The organism is Pseudomonas sp. AM4(2022), assembly GCF_036346515.1.
Taxonomy (GTDB): domain Bacteria; phylum Pseudomonadota; class Gammaproteobacteria; order Pseudomonadales; family Pseudomonadaceae; genus Aquipseudomonas; species Aquipseudomonas paracarnis.
In genome coordinates this window covers 219,839-239,527 of sequence record NZ_JAOTNW010000004.1, presented here as the reverse complement: position 1 = coordinate 239,527, position 19,689 = coordinate 219,839, and the positions used below count along the sequence as shown (strand labels likewise).

The window sequence follows — 19,689 nt, the reverse complement described above, 5'->3', positions numbered from 1 at the left end:
CCTTAGATCATTTCTTCGCCGCCCTTCCCGCCGAGAACGATTTCTCCGGCTTCGGCCATACGGCGGGCAATGGTGAGGATTTCTTTCTGGGCGGTTTCCACGTCGCTGACGCGCACCGGCCCCTTGGCTTCCAGGTCGTCGCGCAACAGCTCCGAGGCGCGTTTGGACATGTTCTTGAAGATCTTTTCTTTGACGTTTTCGTCCGAGCCCTTGAGCGCCAGCACCAGCACGTCCGAGGACACTTCGCGCAGCAGCGCCTGGATGCCACGGTCGTCGACATCGGCCAGGTTGTTGAACACGAACATCAGGTCTTCGATCTGGCCGGACAGGGTGTCGTCGATCTCGCGGATCGAGTCCATCAACTGGCCTTCGACCGAGCTGTCGAGGAAGTTCATGATGTCGGCCGCGCGCTTGATGCCACCCAGGGTGGTGCGCGAGGCGTTGGAATTGCCGGAGAACTGCTTCTCCAGAATAGTGTTGAGTTCTTTGAGCGCCGCCGGTTGCACAGTGTTGAGCGATGACACACGCAGGATGATGTCCAAGCGCACTTTATGGTCGAAGTGACCAAGCACTTCGCCGGCCTGGTCTGGGTCCAGATAGGCCACCACGATCGCCTGGATCTGCGGGTGCTCGTAGCGGATCACGTCGGCCACTGCCCGCGGTTCCATCCACTTGAGGCTGTCCAGGCCGCTGGTGTTGCCACCCAGCAGGATGCGGTCGATCAGGCCGTTGGCCTTGTCTTCGCCCAGGGCCGAGGTGAGCATCTTGCGAATGTAGCTGTCGGAGCCGACGCCCAGGCTGGTCTGGTCGCCGACGATTTCGACGAACTCGCTCATCACCTGCTCGACTTGCTCACGGTGCACATTGCGCATCTGCGCCATGGCCACGCCCACTCGCTGGACCTCTTTAGGGCCCATGTGGCGCAGCACTTGGGCAGCGTCGGTTTCACCCAGGGACAGCAGCAGCACGGCGGCTTTGTCGACCCGGGACAGCTTGGCCACAGCGGCTCGATCATTCATCTGCGTTAATCCACTCTTTCACGACCTGAGCCACACGGCCCGGGTCTTCTGCCACCAGACTCTTGATTGCGTTCAACTGAGCGTCATAGCCTTCGCTCGGGCTTGGCAACAGGATGCTTTGCGGGCCGCCAAGGCTGACGCGGTCGTTGGCCAGTTCACCGTCCAGGCCGCCCATGCCACCCAACTCGACGTCGCCACCGGCCAGCGCCAGTTGCTTCTTGCCGCCACCGGTGATGTTGTTGAGCACCGGGCGCAGTACACCAAACACCAGCACCAGGATGAACAACACCCCCAGCACTTGCTTGACGATGTCCCAGAACCACGGCTGGGTGTAGAACGCAGGGTCAGCGATCACTTCACCGCGCTCGGCGGAGAACGGCATGTTGATCACGCTGACGCTGTCGCCACGGCTGGCGTCGAAGCCAACGGCGTCCTGCACCAGGCGGGTGAAACGTGCCAGTTCGTCAGCCGTCCACGGTGCGCGAGTGACGGCGCCGTCCGCTGGGTTGACCTTGACCTGGTCATCGACCACCACCGACACCGACAGGCGATTGATCTTGCCCTGTTGCTGCTTGGTGTGGCTGATGGATCGGTCGAGCTCGAAATTCTTGGTGGACTGGTTACGCTTGTCCGCAGGGTATGGCGCAAGCATCGGCTGGCCGGTGGCCGGGTCCATGATCTGCTGGCCGTTGGCGTCCAGCAATGGTTGGCCGGGCTGGATCGCGCCAGCGGTAGCGGCGGCGCCACCGGTGGTTTGCGGTGCGGAGGCCGGCGCGGGTGGCTGATTGCTCAGGGCGCCCGGCACACCTTGGGGGCCATTGCTGGCGGTGCGTTGTTCGCTGGTGGACTGCTCGCTGCGCAGGGCCGGCTGGTCGGGGTTGAACTGCTCGGAGGTGGACTCGACAGCGCTGAAGTCCACATCGGCCGACACTTCAGCCTTGTAGCGGTCGTTACCCAATACCGGTTGCAGGATGTTGTGCACGCGCTGGGTGAGCATGCTTTCCATGCGGCGGCTGTAGTCGAACTGCTTGCCGGCCTGGGTCAGTGCGGAGTTTTCGGCCATGTCGGACAGCAGGTTACCCTTCTGGTCCACCACGGTGATTTGCGACTTGCTCAATTCGGGAACACTGGTGGCCACCAGGTTGACGATCGCCAGTACCTGGCCAGGCTCCAGGGAGCGGCCAGCAAACAACTCGACCAAGACCGAGGCGCTGGGCTTGCGTTCGTCACGCACGAACACCGAGCTTTTCGGAATCGCCAGGTGCACACGGGCGGCCTTGACGTTATTGAGGCTGGAAATGGTGCGCGCCAGCTCACCTTCCAGGCCACGACGATAGCGGGTGGCTTCCATGAACTGGCTGGTGCCCAGGCCTTGGTCTTTGTCGAGGATCTCAAAACCGATATTGCTGTCGGACGGCGCCACGCCAGCGGCGGCCAGTTTCATCCGTGCGCGGGCTACGTCATCGGCCTTGACCAGCAACGCGCCGGAGTTGGGTTCCACGGTGTAGGCGATGTCGGCGGCGGCGAGGGTTTCCATGATCTGCTTGGAATCCATGCCCGACAGGCTGCCGTACAGGGGGCGGTAATCGGGTTGCTGCGACCACAGCACCACGGCAAAACCAATCGCCACGCTGGCTGCCAGGCCCACCATCAGGCCCACCTGACGCAGCATGGTCATTTGCGAGAGGTTTTCCAGGAACGACAGGCCAAACAACGGCGGCTTGCCGTCTGCCTTGGCGGGGAGGTTGTCGGAGAGTGCTTCTGCCATGACTTAAATCTCGTCCTTAAACCGGCATCTGCATGATGTCTTGATACGCCTGAACCAGCTTGTTACGCACTTGGGTCAAGGCTTGGAAGGACACACTGGCCTTTTGCGAGGCGACCATCACATCGGTGAGGTCCACGCCGCTTTTACCGATCTCGAAAGCCGTCGCCAACTGGCTGGACGCCTGCTGGGTATCGCTGACTTTATTGATTGCCTGACCGAGCATGTCGGCAAAATTGCTTTGGCCCAATTCCGGCGCTGGCGCGACGGATTTCGGTTGAGCCATGGCATCCATTTGCATGGCGCGCATATCCAACATCAACCGATTGAACTCAATACCCTGGCTCATGACCTTCTCTCTCCGACGACCCGCAATTTTTTGACACTACGCAGCGGTTACTAGGGGTGGTAGCAACAAGGGTGCCAGCTCTGGAGCAACTCGTAAGAAAAGGCGACAAAGCTTGTCGAACTTGTTACCGCACGTTTTTTTGTAGGAGCGAGCTTGCTCGCGAAGAACTCATGGGCGCCGCGAGCATCCAGGAAGCACGCGTTATCGTTGACGTTTTTCGCGAGCCAGCTCGCTCCTGCAAACAAACGGTATTGGCGCGCGGTCATGTGGCGAAAAGATAGGCTTCCACATCCATACCGGCGTCGCGCATCTGCGCCAGCTTGTAGCGCAAGGTGCGCGGGCTGATGCCCAGGCGCTCGGCCGCTTCTTTGCGGCGGCCACGCTCGGCGCGCAGGGTGTCGATGATCATCTGGAATTCACGGCGGCGCAGGTCATCGCCCAGGGCACCGGCCGATTCTGCCTCGGCAACCACCGGCGCTGGCGCCAGGCTGGGCAACGGCGCAGCACCATTGCCCATGGCCAGGCAAAAATCCTGGGGCTGGATCAAGCCGCCCTGCTGCAAAATCAACGCTCGCTGGATCGCGTTGTCCAGCTCGCGCACGTTGCCCGGCCATGGGTAACTGACCAGGCAGGCCTGGGCCTCGGGCGATAAACGCGCCTGGGCATGCTTCATTTTTTTGACGTGGTTGTTCAGCAGGCGCTCAGCCAAGGGGATGATATCCGCCGGGCGCTCACGCAATGGGCGCCAGGCCAGCGGGAACACCGACAGTCGGTAGAACAGGTCTTCACGGAAGCGCCCCGCTGCCACTTCGCCCGCCAGGTCGCGGTTGGTGGTGGCGACCACGCGGATATCCAGCTGGATCGGCTTGCGTGCGCCCACGCGCTCCACCTCACGCTCCTGCAATACCCGCAGCAACTTGGCTTGCAGGCCCAGGGGCATTTCCGAGATTTCGTCGAGCAGGATGGTGCCGCCGTCGGCCTGTTCGAACTTGCCGGCCTGGGCCGCGATGGCGCCGGTGAACGAGCCCTTTTCATGGCCAAACAAGGTGGCCTCGAGCATGTTGTCGGGGATCGCCGCGCAGTTGATCGCAATGAACGGTTGCTTGGCGCGGCCCGATTGCTGGTGGATATACCGCGCCAGCACTTCTTTACCGGTGCCGGACTCGCCGGAAATCAGCACAGTGGAATCACTGCGCGCCACCCGCGCCGCCAGCTCCAGCAATTGCGCGCTGGCCGGCTCAAAGGCAATCGGGCCATCACCCTCGGCTGCCGGCATCACACCTAGGGCATGCCGAGCAACCAGTTCGATCAACGCCTTGGGTTCGAACGGCTTGACCAGGTAATCCGCCGCGCCCTGACGCATGGCATCCACCGCCCGCTCCACCGCGCCATGGGCGGTCATCAGCAGCACCGGCAGTTGCGGCTGGCGCACCCGCAGCAGGCCGAGCAATTGGTGGCCGTCCATGCCGGGCATGTTGACGTCGCTGACCACCAGGCTGAAGGACTCCTGTTCGACCGCCTCCAAGGCTTCCTCGGCAGAGCCGACCGCACGGTAGTCATGGCCTGCTAACAGCAGCGTGTCAGCCAATGCTTCACGCAGGGCGCGATCGTCTTCCACCAATAAAACCTTGATAGCCATCATCCTCTTACTCCGCGCTTGCCGCGCTGGAAAACAGCGGCAAGGTCATCAATGCACAGGTGCCACGCCCCAGGCGGGAACGCAGCTGCAATTGTCCCTGATGGGCACGGGCCACTGCCTTGACCACGGTCAGGCCCAGGCCAGTGCCGTTGGTCTTGGTGGTAAAAAACGGCTCGCCCAGGCGTTGCAGCACTTGCGGGGCGATACCGCTACCGCTGTCGCTGACGCACAGGCGCAGGGTTTGCCCGCGGGTGTACAGGTGCACTTTCAGCCGCGCCCCGGAGCCACTGGCCTGGGTGGCGTTTTCGATCAGGTTGAGCAGCGCACCCACCAGGGTGTCGCGATTGCACAGCAATTCGCCCTGGTGGCTGTCGCACTGCCAACGCAGGTTGGCCTCCTGCACATGGGCCGCCGCTGCCGCTTGCAGGGACTGCATCAAGCCGGCAGGGGTAACGCGATCCGTCAGCGGCAGTTCGCCACGGGCAAACACCAGCATGTCGCGCACTTGGTGCTCCAACTCATGCAGGCGCTCCTTGAGGCGCCCGGCAAAGCGTTGGTGGGTGGCCGCCGGTAATTGCTCGTCAGTCAAATGACTGGCGTAGATCAATGCCGCCGACAACGGCGTACGAATCTGATGGGCCAAGGAAGCGACCATCCGGCCCAGGGACGACAGCCGCTCATGGCGAGCCAACTGATCTTGCAGGTGCCGGGTTTCTGTCAGGTCATTGAGCAGCACAAGCTGGCCCGGCTCGGCGTCCAGGGAACGGGTCGCGATAGACAGCCGGCGCCCATCCTTGAGGGAGACTTCGTGACCGTCGTCTTCACGGGGGGCAAAACAGCGGGTGATGACTTCACGCCACAGCTCGCCTTCCAGCGGCAGGCCGAGCAGGTCGCAGGCCGCCGGGTTGGCTTCGCGCACGCGGCCCTGGTCGTCGATGACGATCACGCCACCGGGCAACAGGTCCAGCAGGTTTTGCAGACGGTTAGCCAGGCGTTCTTTCTCGGCCAGCTCTTGCATACGCTGGGCGCTGACCACCGCCAGTTCGCCTTTAAGCTCGGAAACCCGGGCCTCAAGCAGGCTGTAGGAGTCGGTCAGCTGGCTCGACATCTGGTTGAACTGCGAGAACGCCTGTTCCAGGCCCTGGCGGGTCGGCGGTTCTACAGGCGAAACCAGCCCCTGGATGGCAGGGGCCGAAGATAGTTGGGCGGCGTGGGGCATGATGCTCTCTCGCTTGGCTGACCGTCAGTTAAACGGAACGTTGCGAGGGCTGTAGCAATACCCGTGCCGAAAAAAATCTACCTATAAATCAAGTAGTTGAAAAACAGGCGTCAATCATCCGCCTGTTCATCACCTTCTTTGCGGCTCATACCGTACTTGCGCATCTTTTCCACCAGGGTGGTGCGACGGATACGCAGGCGCTCGGCGGCGCGGGCCACGATGCCGTGGGCATCGTCCAGGGCCTGCTGGATCAACCCTTGTTCCAGGTTGCCGAGGTAGTCCTTAAGGTCCAGGCCTTCGGGCGGCAACATCGCGGTGGCGCCGAAGTCCGGAGTATGGCCGTTGATCGCCACGCGCTCTTCCATGTCGCTGCGCAGGCTGTCCATCTGTTCGTCTTCGTCGTCGACGTAGCGGAATTTCTTCGGCAACTCGACCACGCCGATCACCCCGTACGGATGCATGATCGCCATGCGCTCCACCAGGTTGGCCAGCTCACGCACGTTGCCCGGCCAGCCGTGGCGGCACAGGGACATGATTGCCGCAGAGTTGAAACGAATGGAGCCGCGCTTTTCGTGTTCCATGCGCGAGATCAGTTCGTTCATCAGCAACGGGATGTCTTCCACGCGCTCGCGCAGCGGGGCCATCTCGATTGGGAATACGTTGAGGCGGTAGTACAGGTCTTCGCGGAAGCTGCCGACCTCGATCATGCTTTCGAGGTTCTTGTGGGTGGCGGCAATGATGCGCACGTCCACGCTCTGGGTCTTGTTGCTGCCCACGCGCTCGAAGGTGCGCTCCTGCAATACGCGCAGCAGCTTGACCTGCATCGGCAACGGCATGTCGCCGATTTCGTCGAGGAACAGGGTGCCGCCATTGGCCAGCTCAAAGCGCCCGGCACGGCTGGTGATCGCCCCGGTAAAGGCGCCCTTCTCGTGGCCGAACAATTCGCTTTCCAGCAGCTCTGCCGGGATCGCCCCGCAGTTGACCGGCACGAAGGGCCCGTCGCGACGCTTGGAGTGATAGTGCAGGTTGCGCGCGACCACTTCCTTGCCGGTACCTGACTCGCCAAGGATCAGCACGCTGGCGTCGGTGTCGGCCACTTGCTGCATCATCTGGCGCACGTGCTGGATGGCACGGCTGGTGCCGACGAGGCTGCGAAACAGGTTGGGCTCACGGTGACGGCCGCGCTCGCGGGCCTGGTCGTACATCTCGCGATAGACCTGGGCGCGGTGCAGGGAATCGAGCAATTTGCTGTAGCTGGGCGGCATTTCCAGGTTGGACAACACACGGCGGCGCTGGTCTTCCGGCAGGTCCACGGAAGAAATATCGCCCATTAGCAACACCGGAAGGAACTCATCCCAGGTAGACAGTGTCTTTAACAGGCCCAGAACTGCGCCAGGAGCGTTTACCGTCCCGATCAATACACAAATGACTTCACGGCTCGACGACAACGAGCTGACCGCCTGCTGCCAATCGTGGCTGCCGCAGGGTAAATTTTCTTCACCGAGAAAATTTAAAATCACCGCTAAATCGCGGCGGCGGACGCTATCGTCATCGATCAGCAGAATTTTGGTTTCACGCCACATGCAATAGCAACTTCCCTAGTAAAACTTCCTGCCCCGGAATGAGGGCAATCTAGACGTCTGTAAGATTTCTTACCTTCTAGACGTCTGAAATCTGAAAACAGCACTAGTTAAGTCAAAAATGCTGGCACAGTCAAATATATGACGCGCCGTTCGGATTAACTGCGCCCGTTCAACCGAACAGATGGTAAACCTTTGACGCATTTTTCGCTTGGTTGATCTGCGACATCTCTTCGAAAATCGCCTGGCGCTCGCCGGTCGTCACCTCCAGCAACTGCCGATACACCACCAACAAACTTTCAAGCTTCTCGCGCAATGCATCCTCATCTACCGGCGCCTCGCTGAGCACCTCATCAATCACCGCCCGGCACCCCAGGTCCAACTCGCCAACGGCTTCCCAGTTGCGCTCGGCCAGCGCGCCGATCAGGGCTTCGCGGGTTTCGTCGATGCGTTGCAGTGCGTGGCTCATGATGTGTACCTCAAGGCGATCGGCCTTATTGTGGAGCGATGGCATCCCAGCCGGTCTTGACGGTGATCAGCAGGCGGGCGACTTCGTCGATTATCTCGGCGTCATTGACTTGGTTGGCCTCGACCAAACGATTGCTCATATAGCCATACAAGGCGTCCAACTGGTGCACTGCTGCCGGATCTTCGGCCTTTTCTGGCTCCAGGCCGTCACGCAGGCCAGAGATAATTTCAATCGCCTTTCCCAGCATCAGCCCTTTCTGGGCAATATCCCCACGGTTCAATGCGCCCTTGGCCTGCGCCATGCGATCCAGGCCTCCTTCCATCAGCATCTGCACCAGGCGGTGCGGGCTAGCTTCGGAGACCTGGGCATGGGAACTGACCTTCTGGTATTGGCGAAGGGCTCTCATCGGGTTCATGTTGCTACCTCGTTACTGGCGACAATCGAATAGGTTTGCTTAACCAGTTTTTCGACCGTGGCGACGAAAACTTTAATCCCCAACCATACGCCAAGGCCCTGAATCAGGGCCTGAAAGCGCGCCGCCCATCAGTTCGATTTCGGATTGTTCAGCGAGTTGAGGGTGGTCAGGATGCTGGAGCTGCTGGCGTTGATCTGCGCGATCATGGTGTCCATGGCCGTGTACTTGGCGGTCAGGGATTTTTGCAAGGCGTCCATACGTCGTGTCAGGTCGGCCGTCTCTTTGGTCAAGTCGGTCAACTTGTTGTTGAGATCCGTCGCCCGGGTTGCCAGGGTACCGGTGGTGCCCACGTAGCTCTTCGTCGCCTTGTTCATGCGCGTGATCAAACCAGTGTCGCCGGTGAACAGCTTGGCAATATCGCCAGCGCCTTTGACTACCGCCTTGTCCCACGTCTTGTCATCCAGGCTCAGCAGGCCGGTTTTCTGATCGGTGGTGATACCCATCTGGGCCAGGCTGGTCATGGTGCCCGCGCCGGAGCCGCTGACCAGTTCGGAACGCAGGCTGTTCACCAATTGACGCATTGATGCATCGCCGGTCAACGCACCGGCAGTGGTAGTCGACGCGTCACCGGTTGCAGTAACTTTGGTCTGGGTATTGATGGCGGTCATCAGCGTGTTGTACGCACTGACGAAGGACTGTACCGAGGTTTTCAACGTGTCAGTGTTACTGGCCACGGTAATGGTCGTCGGCTTTTTCACATCAATGGTGTCCAACAGCTCCAACGTGACGCCACTGATCGCCGACGTGATTTTGTTGCTGCTGGATGACATTGCAATGCCGTCGATGGAGTACTTGGCGTTGGTCGGCGGCGTGCCTTTGTCATACCCGCTGGCCAGTTGCGAATCACCGCTGAGGGTGATGTCGGTGCCTTCGCCCATATTGGTCGAGGTCAGTACCAGTCGCGCACCATTGGAGTCGCTCAATACGTTGGCACTGATACCCTGGGACGAAAGCTGGGTATTGATTGACTCTCGCACCTGTTGCAGGGTCGCGCCACCTGGAATCACCACATCGAAGCTTTTACCCGACTGGTTGATGGTCAGCGTCTGGTCTTCGTCTGTAGTGTTGGCCTTGCCCGAGGCACCCTCAGCATTCACCGCAGTGGTAACTTTTGAAGCGGTTGCCAGGTTATCGACTTGCAACACGTACTTGCCACTGGATGCTCCGTCACCCAAAGTCACCTTGGCGTTTTTCTCTTCCGAAGAACTTGCCGCCAACCCATTGAACGCGGAGGGGTTATTCAACTTGGTGATCGCCGCCTGATAGGCCTCCAACGCCGTCTTGATCGAACCAACTGCCGACAACTGGACGGTGGCAGTTTTCTGCTCGTTGGTGATCTGCTGTTGTTTAGGCGCTTGTTCAGCCCCCACCAACGCCTTGACGATAGCTTGCGTGTCGTAGCCCGAACCAGGGCCGGAAATCGTTGAACTAGCCATTTTTCATTCTCCTTGTCCTGCGGCGGCCGTTTTTTTGGCGCTTAAACGCCTAGACCGCAATCAGAAACATGTTTCGTGCCAACTCAAGCCTTGCTATCAAACAACAGGCTGCCGGCATCGCTCAGGTTCTGCGCCAATTTCAGCGCGGTCTCCGATGGAATCTGTCGAATCACTTCACCACTGTCAGTGGCGATCACCTTGACCACTACCTTGCCGGTGGAGTCATCGATGGAAAAATCCAGGTTGCGCTGTGAAGCCTGCACAAACTCACGCATATCGGTAACAGCCTTTTCCAGCGCCACGCGCTGAGGCTCTTCACTCTTGGTCGGCTCATTGCTGGCCGCAGGTTTGGCCTGGGTCACCACTGCGCCCAGGTTGGCCTGCGCCGTGGCCGCGGGGTAAGACGAGGTCAGCTTGATGCTCATGTCCATGTCACCACCTCCAAACTGAAAAAACGGAAGGGCACGTCGTTAAACGCACCCTCCCGTTATTTAACCGCTAGCGCTATTACTGAAGCAGCTTCAGTACAGCGGATGGCAGTTGGTTGGCCTGGGACAGGATCGCAGTGGAAGCCTGTTGCAGGGTTTGTTGCTTGGTCAGCTCAGCCGCTTCAGAAGCGAAGTCAGCGTCTTCTACGCGGCCTTTGGCAGCGGAGGAGTTCTGCGAAATGCTCTGCAGGTTGGCGACGGTGCTGGTGAAGCGGTTTTGTACGGCACCCAGCTGCGAACGCTGGCTGTCGATCTGCTGCATGGCATCGTCCAGAGCCTGGGTAGCCTGCTGCGAAGCAGCGGCAGTCAGGATGTTCAGGTCGGAAACGCTGGTTTCCATGGTGACAGCAGTTTTAGTACCGGCAGCAGCAACGGTGGTCAGACCCAGTGCAGCCAGGCCAGTACCGGCGCTACCATCCTTGATGGTGATGTCTTTGTCAGCGAACAGGTTCAGGGTGCCGTCAGCGTTTTTGCTGGCTTGAACACCGGTGCTGGCGCTGTTGATCGAAGAAACGATCGCGTCAGCGGTGTCACCTTTCTTGAACTTGACTTCAACGCCGTTCACATCGATGGAGGTGTCAGCGGTCAGTTTGGCTTGGGTAGTACCAGCCGACAGGCCCAGTTGGGACAGGGAACCGGCGGAGGTGTTAGCCAGCTTGATGTCAGCACCGTTACCCGAAGTTACCTTGAAGCGACCGTCTGCACCGAAAGTGGCGGAAGCACCGGTGGCGGTACCACCCGCTGCGGTTTCGAGTTTGGTCAGCAGGGAAGCCTTGGTATCGCCAACACCCCAAGCTACAGCGTTGCCGTTTACAGTGATCGAACCGGCAGAGGTCATGTCAGTGGAGACAGCCTTAGTACCCGCAGTCAACCCAAGAGCGGTCAGACCGTCAGTACCGGCAGTCGGTGCTGCAAGAACGATCGCCTTGTCGGAAACTAGGCTGACTTTACCGGTAGCATCGGCACTGGCGGTTACGCCCGTGGTTGCAGTTTGTGCGTTGATGGCAGCGACAGCAGAGGTAGCTGCAGCGGTACCAGCAGCACCCGAACCGAGAGTAATATCGGTGCCGTTGATGTTGATGGCTTCACCAGCCAGAACACCAGCAGCAGCAGTACCCGTGGTAACAGCTTTATCAGTCACAACCGAACCAGTGGCAGTAGCAGCCAGGCCAGTCATTGCAGTACCGTTTACAGCAGCTTCTCTGTAGTTACCCTTCAGCGCAGTCGAGCTGATGTCGGTCATACCGAACGAGATAGTCTCGTTGGCGTTGGCGCCGATCTGGAAGGCTACGTTGCTGAACGAGCCGTCCAGCAGGTTACGACCACCGAAGGTGGTGGTGCTGGCGATACGGTTCAGTTCGCCCACTTTAGCGGTGAATTCCTGTTGCAGGGAAACACGGTCAGCGTCGCTTTTATCACCGTTGGAAGCTTGCAGGGCGAGTTCACGCAGACGCTGCAGGGTGTTGGTGGATTCTTGCATCGCGCCTTCAGCGGTCTGGGCAATCGACACGCCGTTGTTGGCGTTGGCGATGGCAACGTTCAGGCCTTTGACCTGGTTGTTCAGACGGTTAGCGATCTGCATGCCGGCAGCGTCGTCTTTGGCGCTGTTGATTTTCAGGCCGGAGGACAGACGGTTCATCGACTGGCTCAGAGCGTCGGAAGCTTTGTTCAGGTTCTTCTGGACACCCAGGGAGGTGATGTTGGTGTTTACTGATAATGCCATGACGAAATCCTCGTGGTTTGGATACTGCGGCTTCCGGCCCTGGCGACCGCCGGGTGTGGCCTAGAGAACCTACGTAATAGTTATCGTCGTGGTAGCCGGTTGCTTGAGGATTTTTTTGATTTTTTTTAGTAGCCCTGTGCCAGCCCTTGTATTTCAAGGCCTTATAGCGGCGTGAAACGCCAGTAATCACGGGTTACTGGCGCAAAAAAAACGCCGATGATCGTGGGATCATCGGCGTTTTTTTGTACAGCTGCTAAAGCATCACGGACGATAGAGAATCGCCGAGCCCCATGACAGGCCCACGCCAAAGCCGCTGATGGCCACGCGCTTCCAGGTGGCGTCCATCACGTGCTTCTCGAGCAGCAGCGGGATGCTCGACGACACGGTGTTGCCGGTCTCGACCATGTCCTTGATGAACTTGTCCACCGGCGCTTCTTCAAAGCGGCGCGCCACGGCGTCGACGATGGCCGCGCTGCCCTGGTGGATGCAGAAGGCGTCGATGTCATCGGCCTTGAGGTCCGACTCTTTGAGCAGCTCGTGCAAGTGCGCCGGCACTTTGAGCAAAGCGAAGTTGAACACTTGGCGGCCGTTCATGAAGAACACGCCGTCACTGACCTTCAGGTGCGGTGCGCCAGAGCCGTCGGTGCCGAACTTGGATTTACCCAGCAGCCACGGTGCGTCTTCGCCCATCCAGGTGGCGGTGGCGGCATCGCCGAACAGCATGGTGGTGTTGCGGTCTTCCGGGTCGACGATTTTCGAATACGGGTCGGCGGTGATCAACAGGCCGTTTTTCAGGCCAGCGGCTTCCATGAAGCCCTTCATCGCGTAGATGCCGTAAACGTAGCCGGAGCAGCCCAGGGAAATGTCGAAGGCGGCCACGTGAGTGGGCAGGCCCAGTTTGTCCTGGACGATTGCAGCGGTGTGGGGCAAGCCCTCTTCATCGCCGTTCTGGGTGACGACGATCAGCGCGTCGATGGACTCGCGCTTCAAATCCGGGTTATTGGCAAACAATGCGTTGACTGCTTCGACGCACAGATCGGACGTCTCCTGTGCAGCTTCCTTGCGCGGCAGGAACGCCGAGCCGATCTTGCCGATGATGAACTCTTCATCCTTGGCGAACTTGGCACCCTGGGCGTAGTTATCGATCCCATCCGCCGGCACGTAACTGGCGATGCTTTTTATGCCAATCATTGTGGCTTCCCAATACTAAATAGCTGGAGAACACCCCTCGGGCTGCGCCGGAAGTGCTGACAATAAAGGGGATAACCCCATAAAAATCCCGCTGAAAGCCGCCCAATGAAGGCCCTGTGACGGCTTATCCTTTTCACACGATACAGTGAAGATGCGCTTTATGACTCACAGGTCACTCAATTTTGCGGGGTTTATGCAAAACGTTTCAACAATTAAACCGCAGAAACGACAACGGCCCGCTCTATTTACAGAGCGGGCCGCTTGACGAAACGCCGTTTACATCTTGTTGAACAGGCTCAACTGCGAGATTTTCACAAAGGCCAATTGCGAGGCCTGCAACATGGTTTGCTGCAAGCTCAGGTTGATGGCGGCTTCGGCGAAGTCGACATTGCCCAGGGCATTCATGGTGGTGGTATTGGCCAGGTCCAGGCTGACGTTTTCCTTGGACTGAATGTCCAGGCCATTGAGGCGCGCCCCCAGGGAGCCACGCGCCTGGTCGATCTGGCTGTAGGCATTGGTCAGGTTGCCGATGGACTTGGCCACCACATCCTTGAGTTCCTTCTGCGCCGCCGGGTTGCCGTCTGACGGCGTTTCCAGGATTTTGCGCAAGTGGCTCAGGGTGTCGAGGACGTTCTCGTTCTTGTTGCTGGTGGCACTTATCGAAAACTGGTCGCCGGCTGCCGGCGCCGGTGCGGTGGTGACATCAAAGGTCACCCCTGCCGCCGTGATGGTGGTGGCGCCGGCCGCCAGGGTGCCACTGGCGATGGATTTGCTGTCTGCGGTATACGGCTGGGCATACAGGTCATAGGCGCCAGCGGCACCGAACTTCACGATCACGCCCGAGTTGGGAAAGGTGCTGGCGTACGCCGCCGGATCGCTCACCGTGCCGCCGCTCAATTGGGCAGTGGACGGATTGCTCGGGGTGCGCGAAACGCTGAAGGTGTCCGGCTTGACCGACAGGCTGAACTCGCGATCCTTGACGATGGCGTCCGACGGCGCGCCAGGCAGTATGTCTTTGCCCAGTGCGTCTTTGCCCAGGTTCAACCCAATGTCGAACTTGACCCCGCGCAGATTGATACTCGAACCGCCTTCCTTGGTGGCATCGAAAGTGCCGTTGCCCGGAATCTCCGAGGTGATGTCCTTGCCGGCATTGTCCGTCACGACATATTGGGTGCTGCTGGTGAAGGTCAACTTGTACGGCTGCCCATCGGAAAAGCTGCTGTTATAGCTGCTGTTGGCCGCGATCAACCCGGCGGATACGGTGACCTTGCCATCGTCGACCGCTGGCGGCACGAGGATCGGCGCGGTTTGCGTACGGCCAGTATTCGCCGAGCTTTCAAGCATGCTCTTGGCAGTATTGCCCATGGCAACCGACAGGTTCTCTGCGATCTTCAGGCTCAACGGCGTGTCATCGCCCTGGTAGCTGTAAGTGCCGTCATTGTTGCGGGCGTAGGGCGGCGTGTCGGTCTTGCTGCCGGAGAACAAGTAATTACCGCTGGCGTCCTTGGTATTGAGCAGGCCCAGCACCTGATCTTCAATGGCGCCGATCTCGGCGGCAGTCGATTTGCGGTCAGCGTCGCTGATGCCGACGTTACCCGCTTTCAGCGCCAACTCACTGGCCCGTTGAATCGCGATATTGATGTTTTCCAGCACGCCGTCCTGGGTGGTCAGCGAGTTCTTCAACGTGTCGATATTGCCGTTGAATTGCGCCAGCATATCTTTCTGCTGTTGCAGCATCAGCAACCGCGCCGCCGCTACCGGATCATCCGCGGCGGTTTGCACACGGACGCCGGTGCTGGCCTGGTCCTGGGCCTTGACCACGCTGGAATAGTTGCTCTGGTACTTGGCAGAGCTGGTCTCGAAATACTGCTGTGTAGAAATACGCATCGTCCCAGCCTCCCTTAAAGAGCATTCATCAGTGTGGTGAAGGTTTCCTGCGCAGCCTTGATGATCTGCGACGACGCGGTGTAATACTGCTGGAACTTGATCATGTCGCCCGCTTCGTCATCCAGGTTGACCCCGGACACCGAGTTGCGCGCATCTTTATTGGCGCTCAGCAACGCACCGGTGGCGGCGCTGTCGACCCCGGCCTGGCTGGCCTTGGCACCGACAGTGGAGACTAGCTTGCTATTGGCCCCCACCAGGCTGGTGCCGCCGTTGCCCTCGCCCATGCCGACGGTGGCCTTGGTTTGCAGGTTCAGCAGTTCCTGGGCGTTGCGGCCGTCGGACTTGCCGCCACTATTGAAGGCGAAGGTGGTGCTGTCGCCGTCTGCCGGGGAGCCGTTGACGGTGGTGTCGAACTTGAAGCTCTTGCCAGGAATGGCTGCACCGCTGGCGTCGCGCATCGGCACATCCACGGTGATCTTGTTGCCCTGCCCCGGGATGATCGAGCCGGTGCTAATCGGGTTGCCCTTGGAGTCGCTGATCGTATACGACTGCGTGCCGTCGGCGGCAGGCTTGCCGAACACCATTTTCACCGGCATCGAGTTTTCAATACCGGCGCGCAACTGGGCGGTGTCGGTGCCGCCATGGATATCCAAAGGCACCGTCAAGGCCGGCTGGGTAAAGGTGCCTGTGCCGCTGTTGGTCTTGCTGCTGGTACCTGCCAACGGGCCGGCGAACGCCAGTTTGTTCGCATCGGTGAGCACCACACCAATACCGCTGGCGCCAGTGGCGGTCGGGCTGACCTTGAAGCTGTCGCCAAACGCCATGGTGCCCTTGCCGTCCAGCGCCAGGGTAAAGCCATCCATGGTCGGCGGCGGTGTAGCGCCCATGTCGAAGGTGCCCATGGCCTTGCCGTCCGAGCGCAGTACCGTGACCTTATTGGGGTCGGTCTTGTCGCTGAAGGTCACGGTGTAGTCAAACGTGGACAACTGGCTGCTGTCCTTGATCGTCACGTTCAGGTTGCCTGCACCAGCACTGTTGCCCGAGGCGCCCTGGCTGCGCGAAGCAATGGCGGCGGCACTGTTGATGTCTTTGAACAACGAAACGCCAAAGTCACCATTGAGGTCCAGGCCTTGGCCCAGTTGGTTATTGATGGTGTCTGCAGTTGCGATGGCGATACGGCCCAGGTCGTTGATAGCCGGCATCAAGGCGTCACTGCGATAACGCAACAGGCCGCCGATACTGCCACCACTGATGACGCCGCCCAGATCCATGGTGGTGCCGTTCATGTTCAACTCAATGGTGTACTGACTGTTATCGGTTTTGCTCGGCACCGCCGAAATCGTGTTGGAAATTCCGCCTTCCACCAGCGACTGGCCGCTGCCGGTGGTCACGCTGAACTGGCCGTTCTTCTCGGTGGCCGTGACGCCGATCAGTTCATTGAGCGAGCGTACCGCCTCGTTACGCGAGTCCAGCAGGTTGGCCGGTGCATTGCCCGACGCGCCTTGCACTTGGGAGATCTGCTTGTTAAGCGAGGCAATCGAGGCGGTCAATTGGTTGACCTGGTCACTCATGCTGCTCAGTTGGTTGTTGATCGTCTCTTTCTGCTGGGTCAACTGCGTCGAGATCGCGTTGAAACGGCTGCTCAGGGTCTGGGCGTTGGTCACCAGCAATTGGCGGGCCGACAGGTCGCTGGGGTTGGACGCGGCGGTTTGCAGGGTGGCGAAGAACGAACTGAGCACCGAGGACAGACCGGTGGTTTTGTCCGACAGCACTTTGTCGACGGCACCGACCTGGTCAAGGTACGCCTTGGCATCGTTGTTCAGGGCCGTGCTGTTCTGGTAGGCGGTGTCCAGGTATTCGTTGTACACCCGGCGCACGTCGGCCAGGGTGGTTCCGGTGCCGATGAACACACCGCCGAACGGGTTCGACGCGTTGGTATTTTGCGTGGTCTGCTGACGCGAGTACCCCGGGGTATTCACGTTGGCGATGTTATTACTCAAGACCGACAACGATCCTTGAGCGGCATTGAGCCCTGACATCCCGATACTGAGCAAACTCATGGTTCAGACCTTATAAATGTGTGGTTGCGCCAGCGGCAGCGTAGTTCTGGTAACTGTTCATGGTTTTTGCGATCTGCGAAATCTTGCTGGCGTAATCCGGGTCGGTTGCATAACCGGCTTTTTGCAACTCGCGTACAAACTGTTCCGGGTTGTCGGCTGATTTCACAACTTCTTTATAGCGATCATGGCTTTGCAGCAGGGTCACGAGGTCGTGGAAGCTGTCCTGGTAGGAGCTGTAGGAACGGAACTGCGCCGTTTCCTTGACCATCGCGCCATCGCGAAACTCGCTGGTGATCGCCCGGGCCTGACCGCCCTGCCAGCTCTGGCCGGCCTTGATGCCGAACAGGTTGTGGCTGCTGCTGCCGTCCTCGGCGCGCATCACCGATTTACCCCAGCCGGTTTCCAGCGCGGCTTGAGCCACCAGGTACTTGGGGTCGATACCGATACGTGCGGCGGCGGCCTTGGCCATCGGCAGCATGGTGGCGACAAATTCATCCTGGGAGCTGAAGGCTTTCTTGGCCGGCGCCAGCGGTGGCTGGGCAATGGCGCGGCCATACACCTGCATGCGCCCGCTCGGCACGGCAAAGCTACGCGCACTGCTGTTGATGACCGTGTCGTCGGCAGCGCTGTTACGCAGGGGCGCGGCTTTGGCCTCGACCGGAGCGTTCGGCACGATGCCCGCCAGCAGGCGGTCGGCCAGCTTGCTGGGCAAGGCGATACGGCGCTGGTTCATCAGTTCCATGTCGTTGGCATGGGTGCTGGCGCCCTCAGGCACAGCCACGCGATACGCCCACAAAGGCCGCTGGCCATTGGAGCGGCCTAACGGGCCTTCGGCCTGGGTACCGGCGGCAATCTCGGTCGGCACATCGACTTTCTTCACCGGCGCATCCGCCGCCGGGCCTTGCAAGGTGGCGGCCTGGGCCTCCACCGGCTTGTTCTTCTGCATCTGGCGCATCAGCACATCGGCCAGGCCGATACCACCGCCTTCGCGGGACATCGACACCGCCAATTGCTGGTCGTACATTTCCTGGTACTGCTTGGCGGCCGGGGTGTTCAGCGGGTTGTCCTTGCCCAGGGCCTCGGTGGCCGAACGCATGGACTTGAGCATCTCGTTCAAAAACAGCGACTCGAATTCCTGCGCCACTTTGCGCAGGTTGCCTTCGCTGTTTTTGTCGGCACCGACCTTGAGCTGGTTAAGCCGGTTCAGGTCGGAGTAAGACCCCGAGTCCGCCGTGCTGCTGATACCGCTCTTGCGCATATCCATGGCCATGGCCTCAGATCACGATCAGGTCGGCTTGCAACGCGCCGGCCTGCTTCAAAGCTTCGAGGATCGCCATCAAGTCGCCGGGCGCAGCGCCCACCTGGTTCACCGCACGGACAATCTCATCCAGAGTGGTGCCGGGGCCGAACTTGAACATCGGCTTGGCTTCTTGCTGGGCATTGACGCGCGAACGCGGGACCACGGCAGTCTGGCCACCGGACAACGGCCCAGGCTGGCTGACGATCGGGTCTTCGGTGATGGTCACCGTCAGGCTGCCGTGGGTCACCGCCGCTGGCGAAACCTTGACGTTCTGGCCGATCACGATGGTGCCAGTGCGGGAGTTGATGATGACTTTGGCCACGGCCTGGCCGGGGTCCACCTCAAGGTTTTCCAGGATCGACAGGTAGTCCACACGCTGGCTTGGGTCCAAAGGCGCAGTGACGCGAACCGAGCCGCCGTCGATGGCCTGGGCCACGCCAGGGCCGAGCATGTCGTTGATCTTATCGACCACGCGCTTGGCGGTGGTGAAGTCGGAGCGGTTGAGGTTCAGGGTCAGGCTGTTGCCCTGGTTGAAACCACTCGGCACGGTGCGTTCAACCGTGGCACCACCGGGGATACGCCCGGCCGACGGCACGTTGACGGTGATCTTCGAACCGTCACGGCCTTCGGCGTCAAAACCGCCGACCACCAGGTTGCCCTGGGCGATGGCGTAGACGTTGCCGTCGATACCTTTGAGCGGCGTCATCAGCAAGGTGCCGCCGCGCAGGCTCTTGGAGTTACCCATGGACGAAACAGTGATGTCCACCACCTGCCCCGGCTTGGCGAACGCGGGCAGATCGGCGCTGATCGACACGGCTGCAACGTTCTTCAACTGCACGTTGCCCGAGCCTGGCGGCACCTTGATGCCGAACTGCGAGAGCATGTTGTTGAAGGTTTGCAGGGTGAACGGCGTCTGGGTGGTTTGGTCACCCGTGCCGTTGAGCCCCACGACCAGGCCATAGCCGATTAACTGGTTGGAGCGCACGCCGGAGATACTGGCGATGTCCTTCAGGCGCTCGGCCTGGGCCACAGCGCTCAAGGCCAGCAAAAGCGCCATCGCCATCAGCTGTTTGAACTTCAAAATGGCCA

At 60.0% G+C, this 19,689-nt stretch carries 16 protein-coding genes; all 16 read right to left on the bottom strand.

Annotation, left to right across the window (positions count from 1 at the left end; translation table 11 throughout):
• Nucleotides 1-2: 2 nt before the first annotated feature.
• Nucleotides 3-1,019, bottom strand: coding sequence for a flagellar motor switch protein FliG (gene fliG, locus ODQ19_RS07775; protein ID WP_003192957.1), 1,017 nt, complete (start codon nt 1,017-1,019; stop codon nt 3-5).
• Nucleotides 1,012-2,787, bottom strand: coding sequence for a flagellar basal-body MS-ring/collar protein FliF (fliF, locus tag ODQ19_RS07770; protein ID WP_330209727.1), 1,776 nt, complete (start codon nt 2,785-2,787; stop codon nt 1,012-1,014). The genes fliG and fliF overlap by 8 nt, the downstream gene beginning before the upstream one ends.
• Nucleotides 2,788-2,803: 16 nt before the next feature.
• On the bottom strand, nt 2,804-3,133 hold the full coding sequence (gene fliE / locus ODQ19_RS07765; protein WP_003192959.1) for a flagellar hook-basal body complex protein FliE: 330 nt from the start codon (nt 3,131-3,133) through the stop codon (nt 2,804-2,806).
• A 262-nt stretch (nt 3,134-3,395) separates the two neighbouring features.
• The gene (locus tag ODQ19_RS07760) at nt 3,396-4,772 is read right to left on the bottom strand and encodes a sigma-54-dependent transcriptional regulator (RefSeq protein WP_330209783.1); all 1,377 of its coding nucleotides are present in this window, start codon (nt 4,770-4,772) and stop codon (nt 3,396-3,398) included.
• Nucleotides 4,773-4,779: 7 nt separating this feature from the next.
• On the bottom strand, nt 4,780-5,991 hold the full coding sequence (locus ODQ19_RS07755; RefSeq protein ID WP_330209726.1) for a sensor histidine kinase: 1,212 nt from the start codon (nt 5,989-5,991) through the stop codon (nt 4,780-4,782).
• A gap of 110 nt (nt 5,992-6,101) precedes the next feature.
• Entirely contained in the window at nt 6,102-7,574 is a 1,473-nt protein-coding gene (locus ODQ19_RS07750; protein ID WP_003192966.1) for a sigma-54 dependent transcriptional regulator, read from the bottom strand.
• Nucleotides 7,575-7,743: 169 nt separating this feature from the next.
• Nucleotides 7,744-8,040: a hypothetical protein gene (locus tag ODQ19_RS07745; RefSeq protein WP_003192968.1), complete on the bottom strand. Its 297-nt coding sequence runs from the start codon at nt 8,038-8,040 to the stop codon at nt 7,744-7,746.
• 25 nt (nt 8,041-8,065) lie between these two features.
• A complete protein-coding gene (gene fliS, locus ODQ19_RS07740) occupies nt 8,066-8,455 on the bottom strand; it encodes a flagellar export chaperone FliS (protein ID WP_005790090.1) in 390 nt (129 codons plus the stop codon).
• Nucleotides 8,456-8,583: 128 nt separating this feature from the next.
• Nucleotides 8,584-9,951, bottom strand: coding sequence for a flagellar filament capping protein FliD (gene fliD, locus ODQ19_RS07735; protein ID WP_005790092.1), 1,368 nt, complete (start codon nt 9,949-9,951; stop codon nt 8,584-8,586).
• An 83-nt stretch (nt 9,952-10,034) separates the two neighbouring features.
• Nucleotides 10,035-10,382 (bottom strand): flagellar protein FlaG, encoded by a 348-nt coding sequence (locus ODQ19_RS07730; protein ID WP_116666969.1) that lies wholly within the window; start codon nt 10,380-10,382, stop codon nt 10,035-10,037.
• Nucleotides 10,383-10,458: 76 nt separating this feature from the next.
• Entirely contained in the window at nt 10,459-12,162 is a 1,704-nt protein-coding gene (locus tag ODQ19_RS07725) for a flagellin N-terminal helical domain-containing protein (protein WP_330209725.1), read from the bottom strand.
• 261 nt (nt 12,163-12,423) lie between these two features.
• Nucleotides 12,424-13,353: a ketoacyl-ACP synthase III gene (locus ODQ19_RS07720; protein WP_032895938.1), complete on the bottom strand. Its 930-nt coding sequence runs from the start codon at nt 13,351-13,353 to the stop codon at nt 12,424-12,426.
• 276 nt (nt 13,354-13,629) lie between these two features.
• Entirely contained in the window at nt 13,630-15,240 is a 1,611-nt protein-coding gene (locus tag ODQ19_RS07715) for a flagellar hook-associated protein 3 (RefSeq protein WP_330209724.1), read from the bottom strand.
• 14 nt (nt 15,241-15,254) lie between these two features.
• Nucleotides 15,255-17,300 (bottom strand): flagellar hook-associated protein FlgK, encoded by a 2,046-nt coding sequence (flgK, locus tag ODQ19_RS07710; protein WP_330209723.1) that lies wholly within the window; start codon nt 17,298-17,300, stop codon nt 15,255-15,257.
• Nucleotides 17,301-17,310: 10 nt separating this feature from the next.
• Entirely contained in the window at nt 17,311-18,570 is a 1,260-nt protein-coding gene (gene flgJ / locus ODQ19_RS07705; protein ID WP_116666973.1) for a flagellar assembly peptidoglycan hydrolase FlgJ, read from the bottom strand.
• Nucleotides 18,571-18,574: 4 nt separating this feature from the next.
• A complete protein-coding gene (locus tag ODQ19_RS07700; protein WP_161793221.1) occupies nt 18,575-19,684 on the bottom strand; it encodes a flagellar basal body P-ring protein FlgI in 1,110 nt (369 codons plus the stop codon).
• Nucleotides 19,685-19,689 lie beyond the last annotated feature (5 nt).

What these genes read in the sequence shown, in the direction of transcription:
- ODQ19_RS07715 (WP_330209724.1), bottom strand. Translation starts at nt 15,240, where the DNA reads ATGCGTATTTCTACACAGCAGTATTTCGAGACCAGCTCTGCCAAGTAC.
- flgK (WP_330209723.1), bottom strand. Translation starts at nt 17,300, where the DNA reads ATGAGTTTGCTCAGTATCGGGATGTCAGGGCTCAATGCCGCTCAAGGA.
- ODQ19_RS07750 (WP_003192966.1), bottom strand. Translation starts at nt 7,574, where the DNA reads ATGTGGCGTGAAACCAAAATTCTGCTGATCGATGACGATAGCGTCCGC.
- fliE (WP_003192959.1), bottom strand. Translation starts at nt 3,133, where the DNA reads ATGAGCCAGGGTATTGAGTTCAATCGGTTGATGTTGGATATGCGCGCC.
- fliG (WP_003192957.1), bottom strand. Translation starts at nt 1,019, where the DNA reads ATGAATGATCGAGCCGCTGTGGCCAAGCTGTCCCGGGTCGACAAAGCC.
- fliD (WP_005790092.1), bottom strand. Translation starts at nt 9,951, where the DNA reads ATGGCTAGTTCAACGATTTCCGGCCCTGGTTCGGGCTACGACACGCAA.
- ODQ19_RS07730 (WP_116666969.1), bottom strand. Translation starts at nt 10,382, where the DNA reads ATGGACATGAGCATCAAGCTGACCTCGTCTTACCCCGCGGCCACGGCG.
- ODQ19_RS07725 (WP_330209725.1), bottom strand. Translation starts at nt 12,162, where the DNA reads ATGGCATTATCAGTAAACACCAACATCACCTCCCTGGGTGTCCAGAAG.
- fliF (WP_330209727.1), bottom strand. Translation starts at nt 2,787, where the DNA reads ATGGCAGAAGCACTCTCCGACAACCTCCCCGCCAAGGCAGACGGCAAG.
- flgJ (WP_116666973.1), bottom strand. Translation starts at nt 18,570, where the DNA reads ATGGCCATGGATATGCGCAAGAGCGGTATCAGCAGCACGGCGGACTCG.
- ODQ19_RS07720 (WP_032895938.1), bottom strand. Translation starts at nt 13,353, where the DNA reads ATGATTGGCATAAAAAGCATCGCCAGTTACGTGCCGGCGGATGGGATC.
- ODQ19_RS07760 (WP_330209783.1), bottom strand. Translation starts at nt 4,772, where the DNA reads ATGGCTATCAAGGTTTTATTGGTGGAAGACGATCGCGCCCTGCGTGAA.
- ODQ19_RS07755 (WP_330209726.1), bottom strand. Translation starts at nt 5,991, where the DNA reads ATGCCCCACGCCGCCCAACTATCTTCGGCCCCTGCCATCCAGGGGCTG.
- fliS (WP_005790090.1), bottom strand. Translation starts at nt 8,455, where the DNA reads ATGAACCCGATGAGAGCCCTTCGCCAATACCAGAAGGTCAGTTCCCAT.
- ODQ19_RS07745 (WP_003192968.1), bottom strand. Translation starts at nt 8,040, where the DNA reads ATGAGCCACGCACTGCAACGCATCGACGAAACCCGCGAAGCCCTGATC.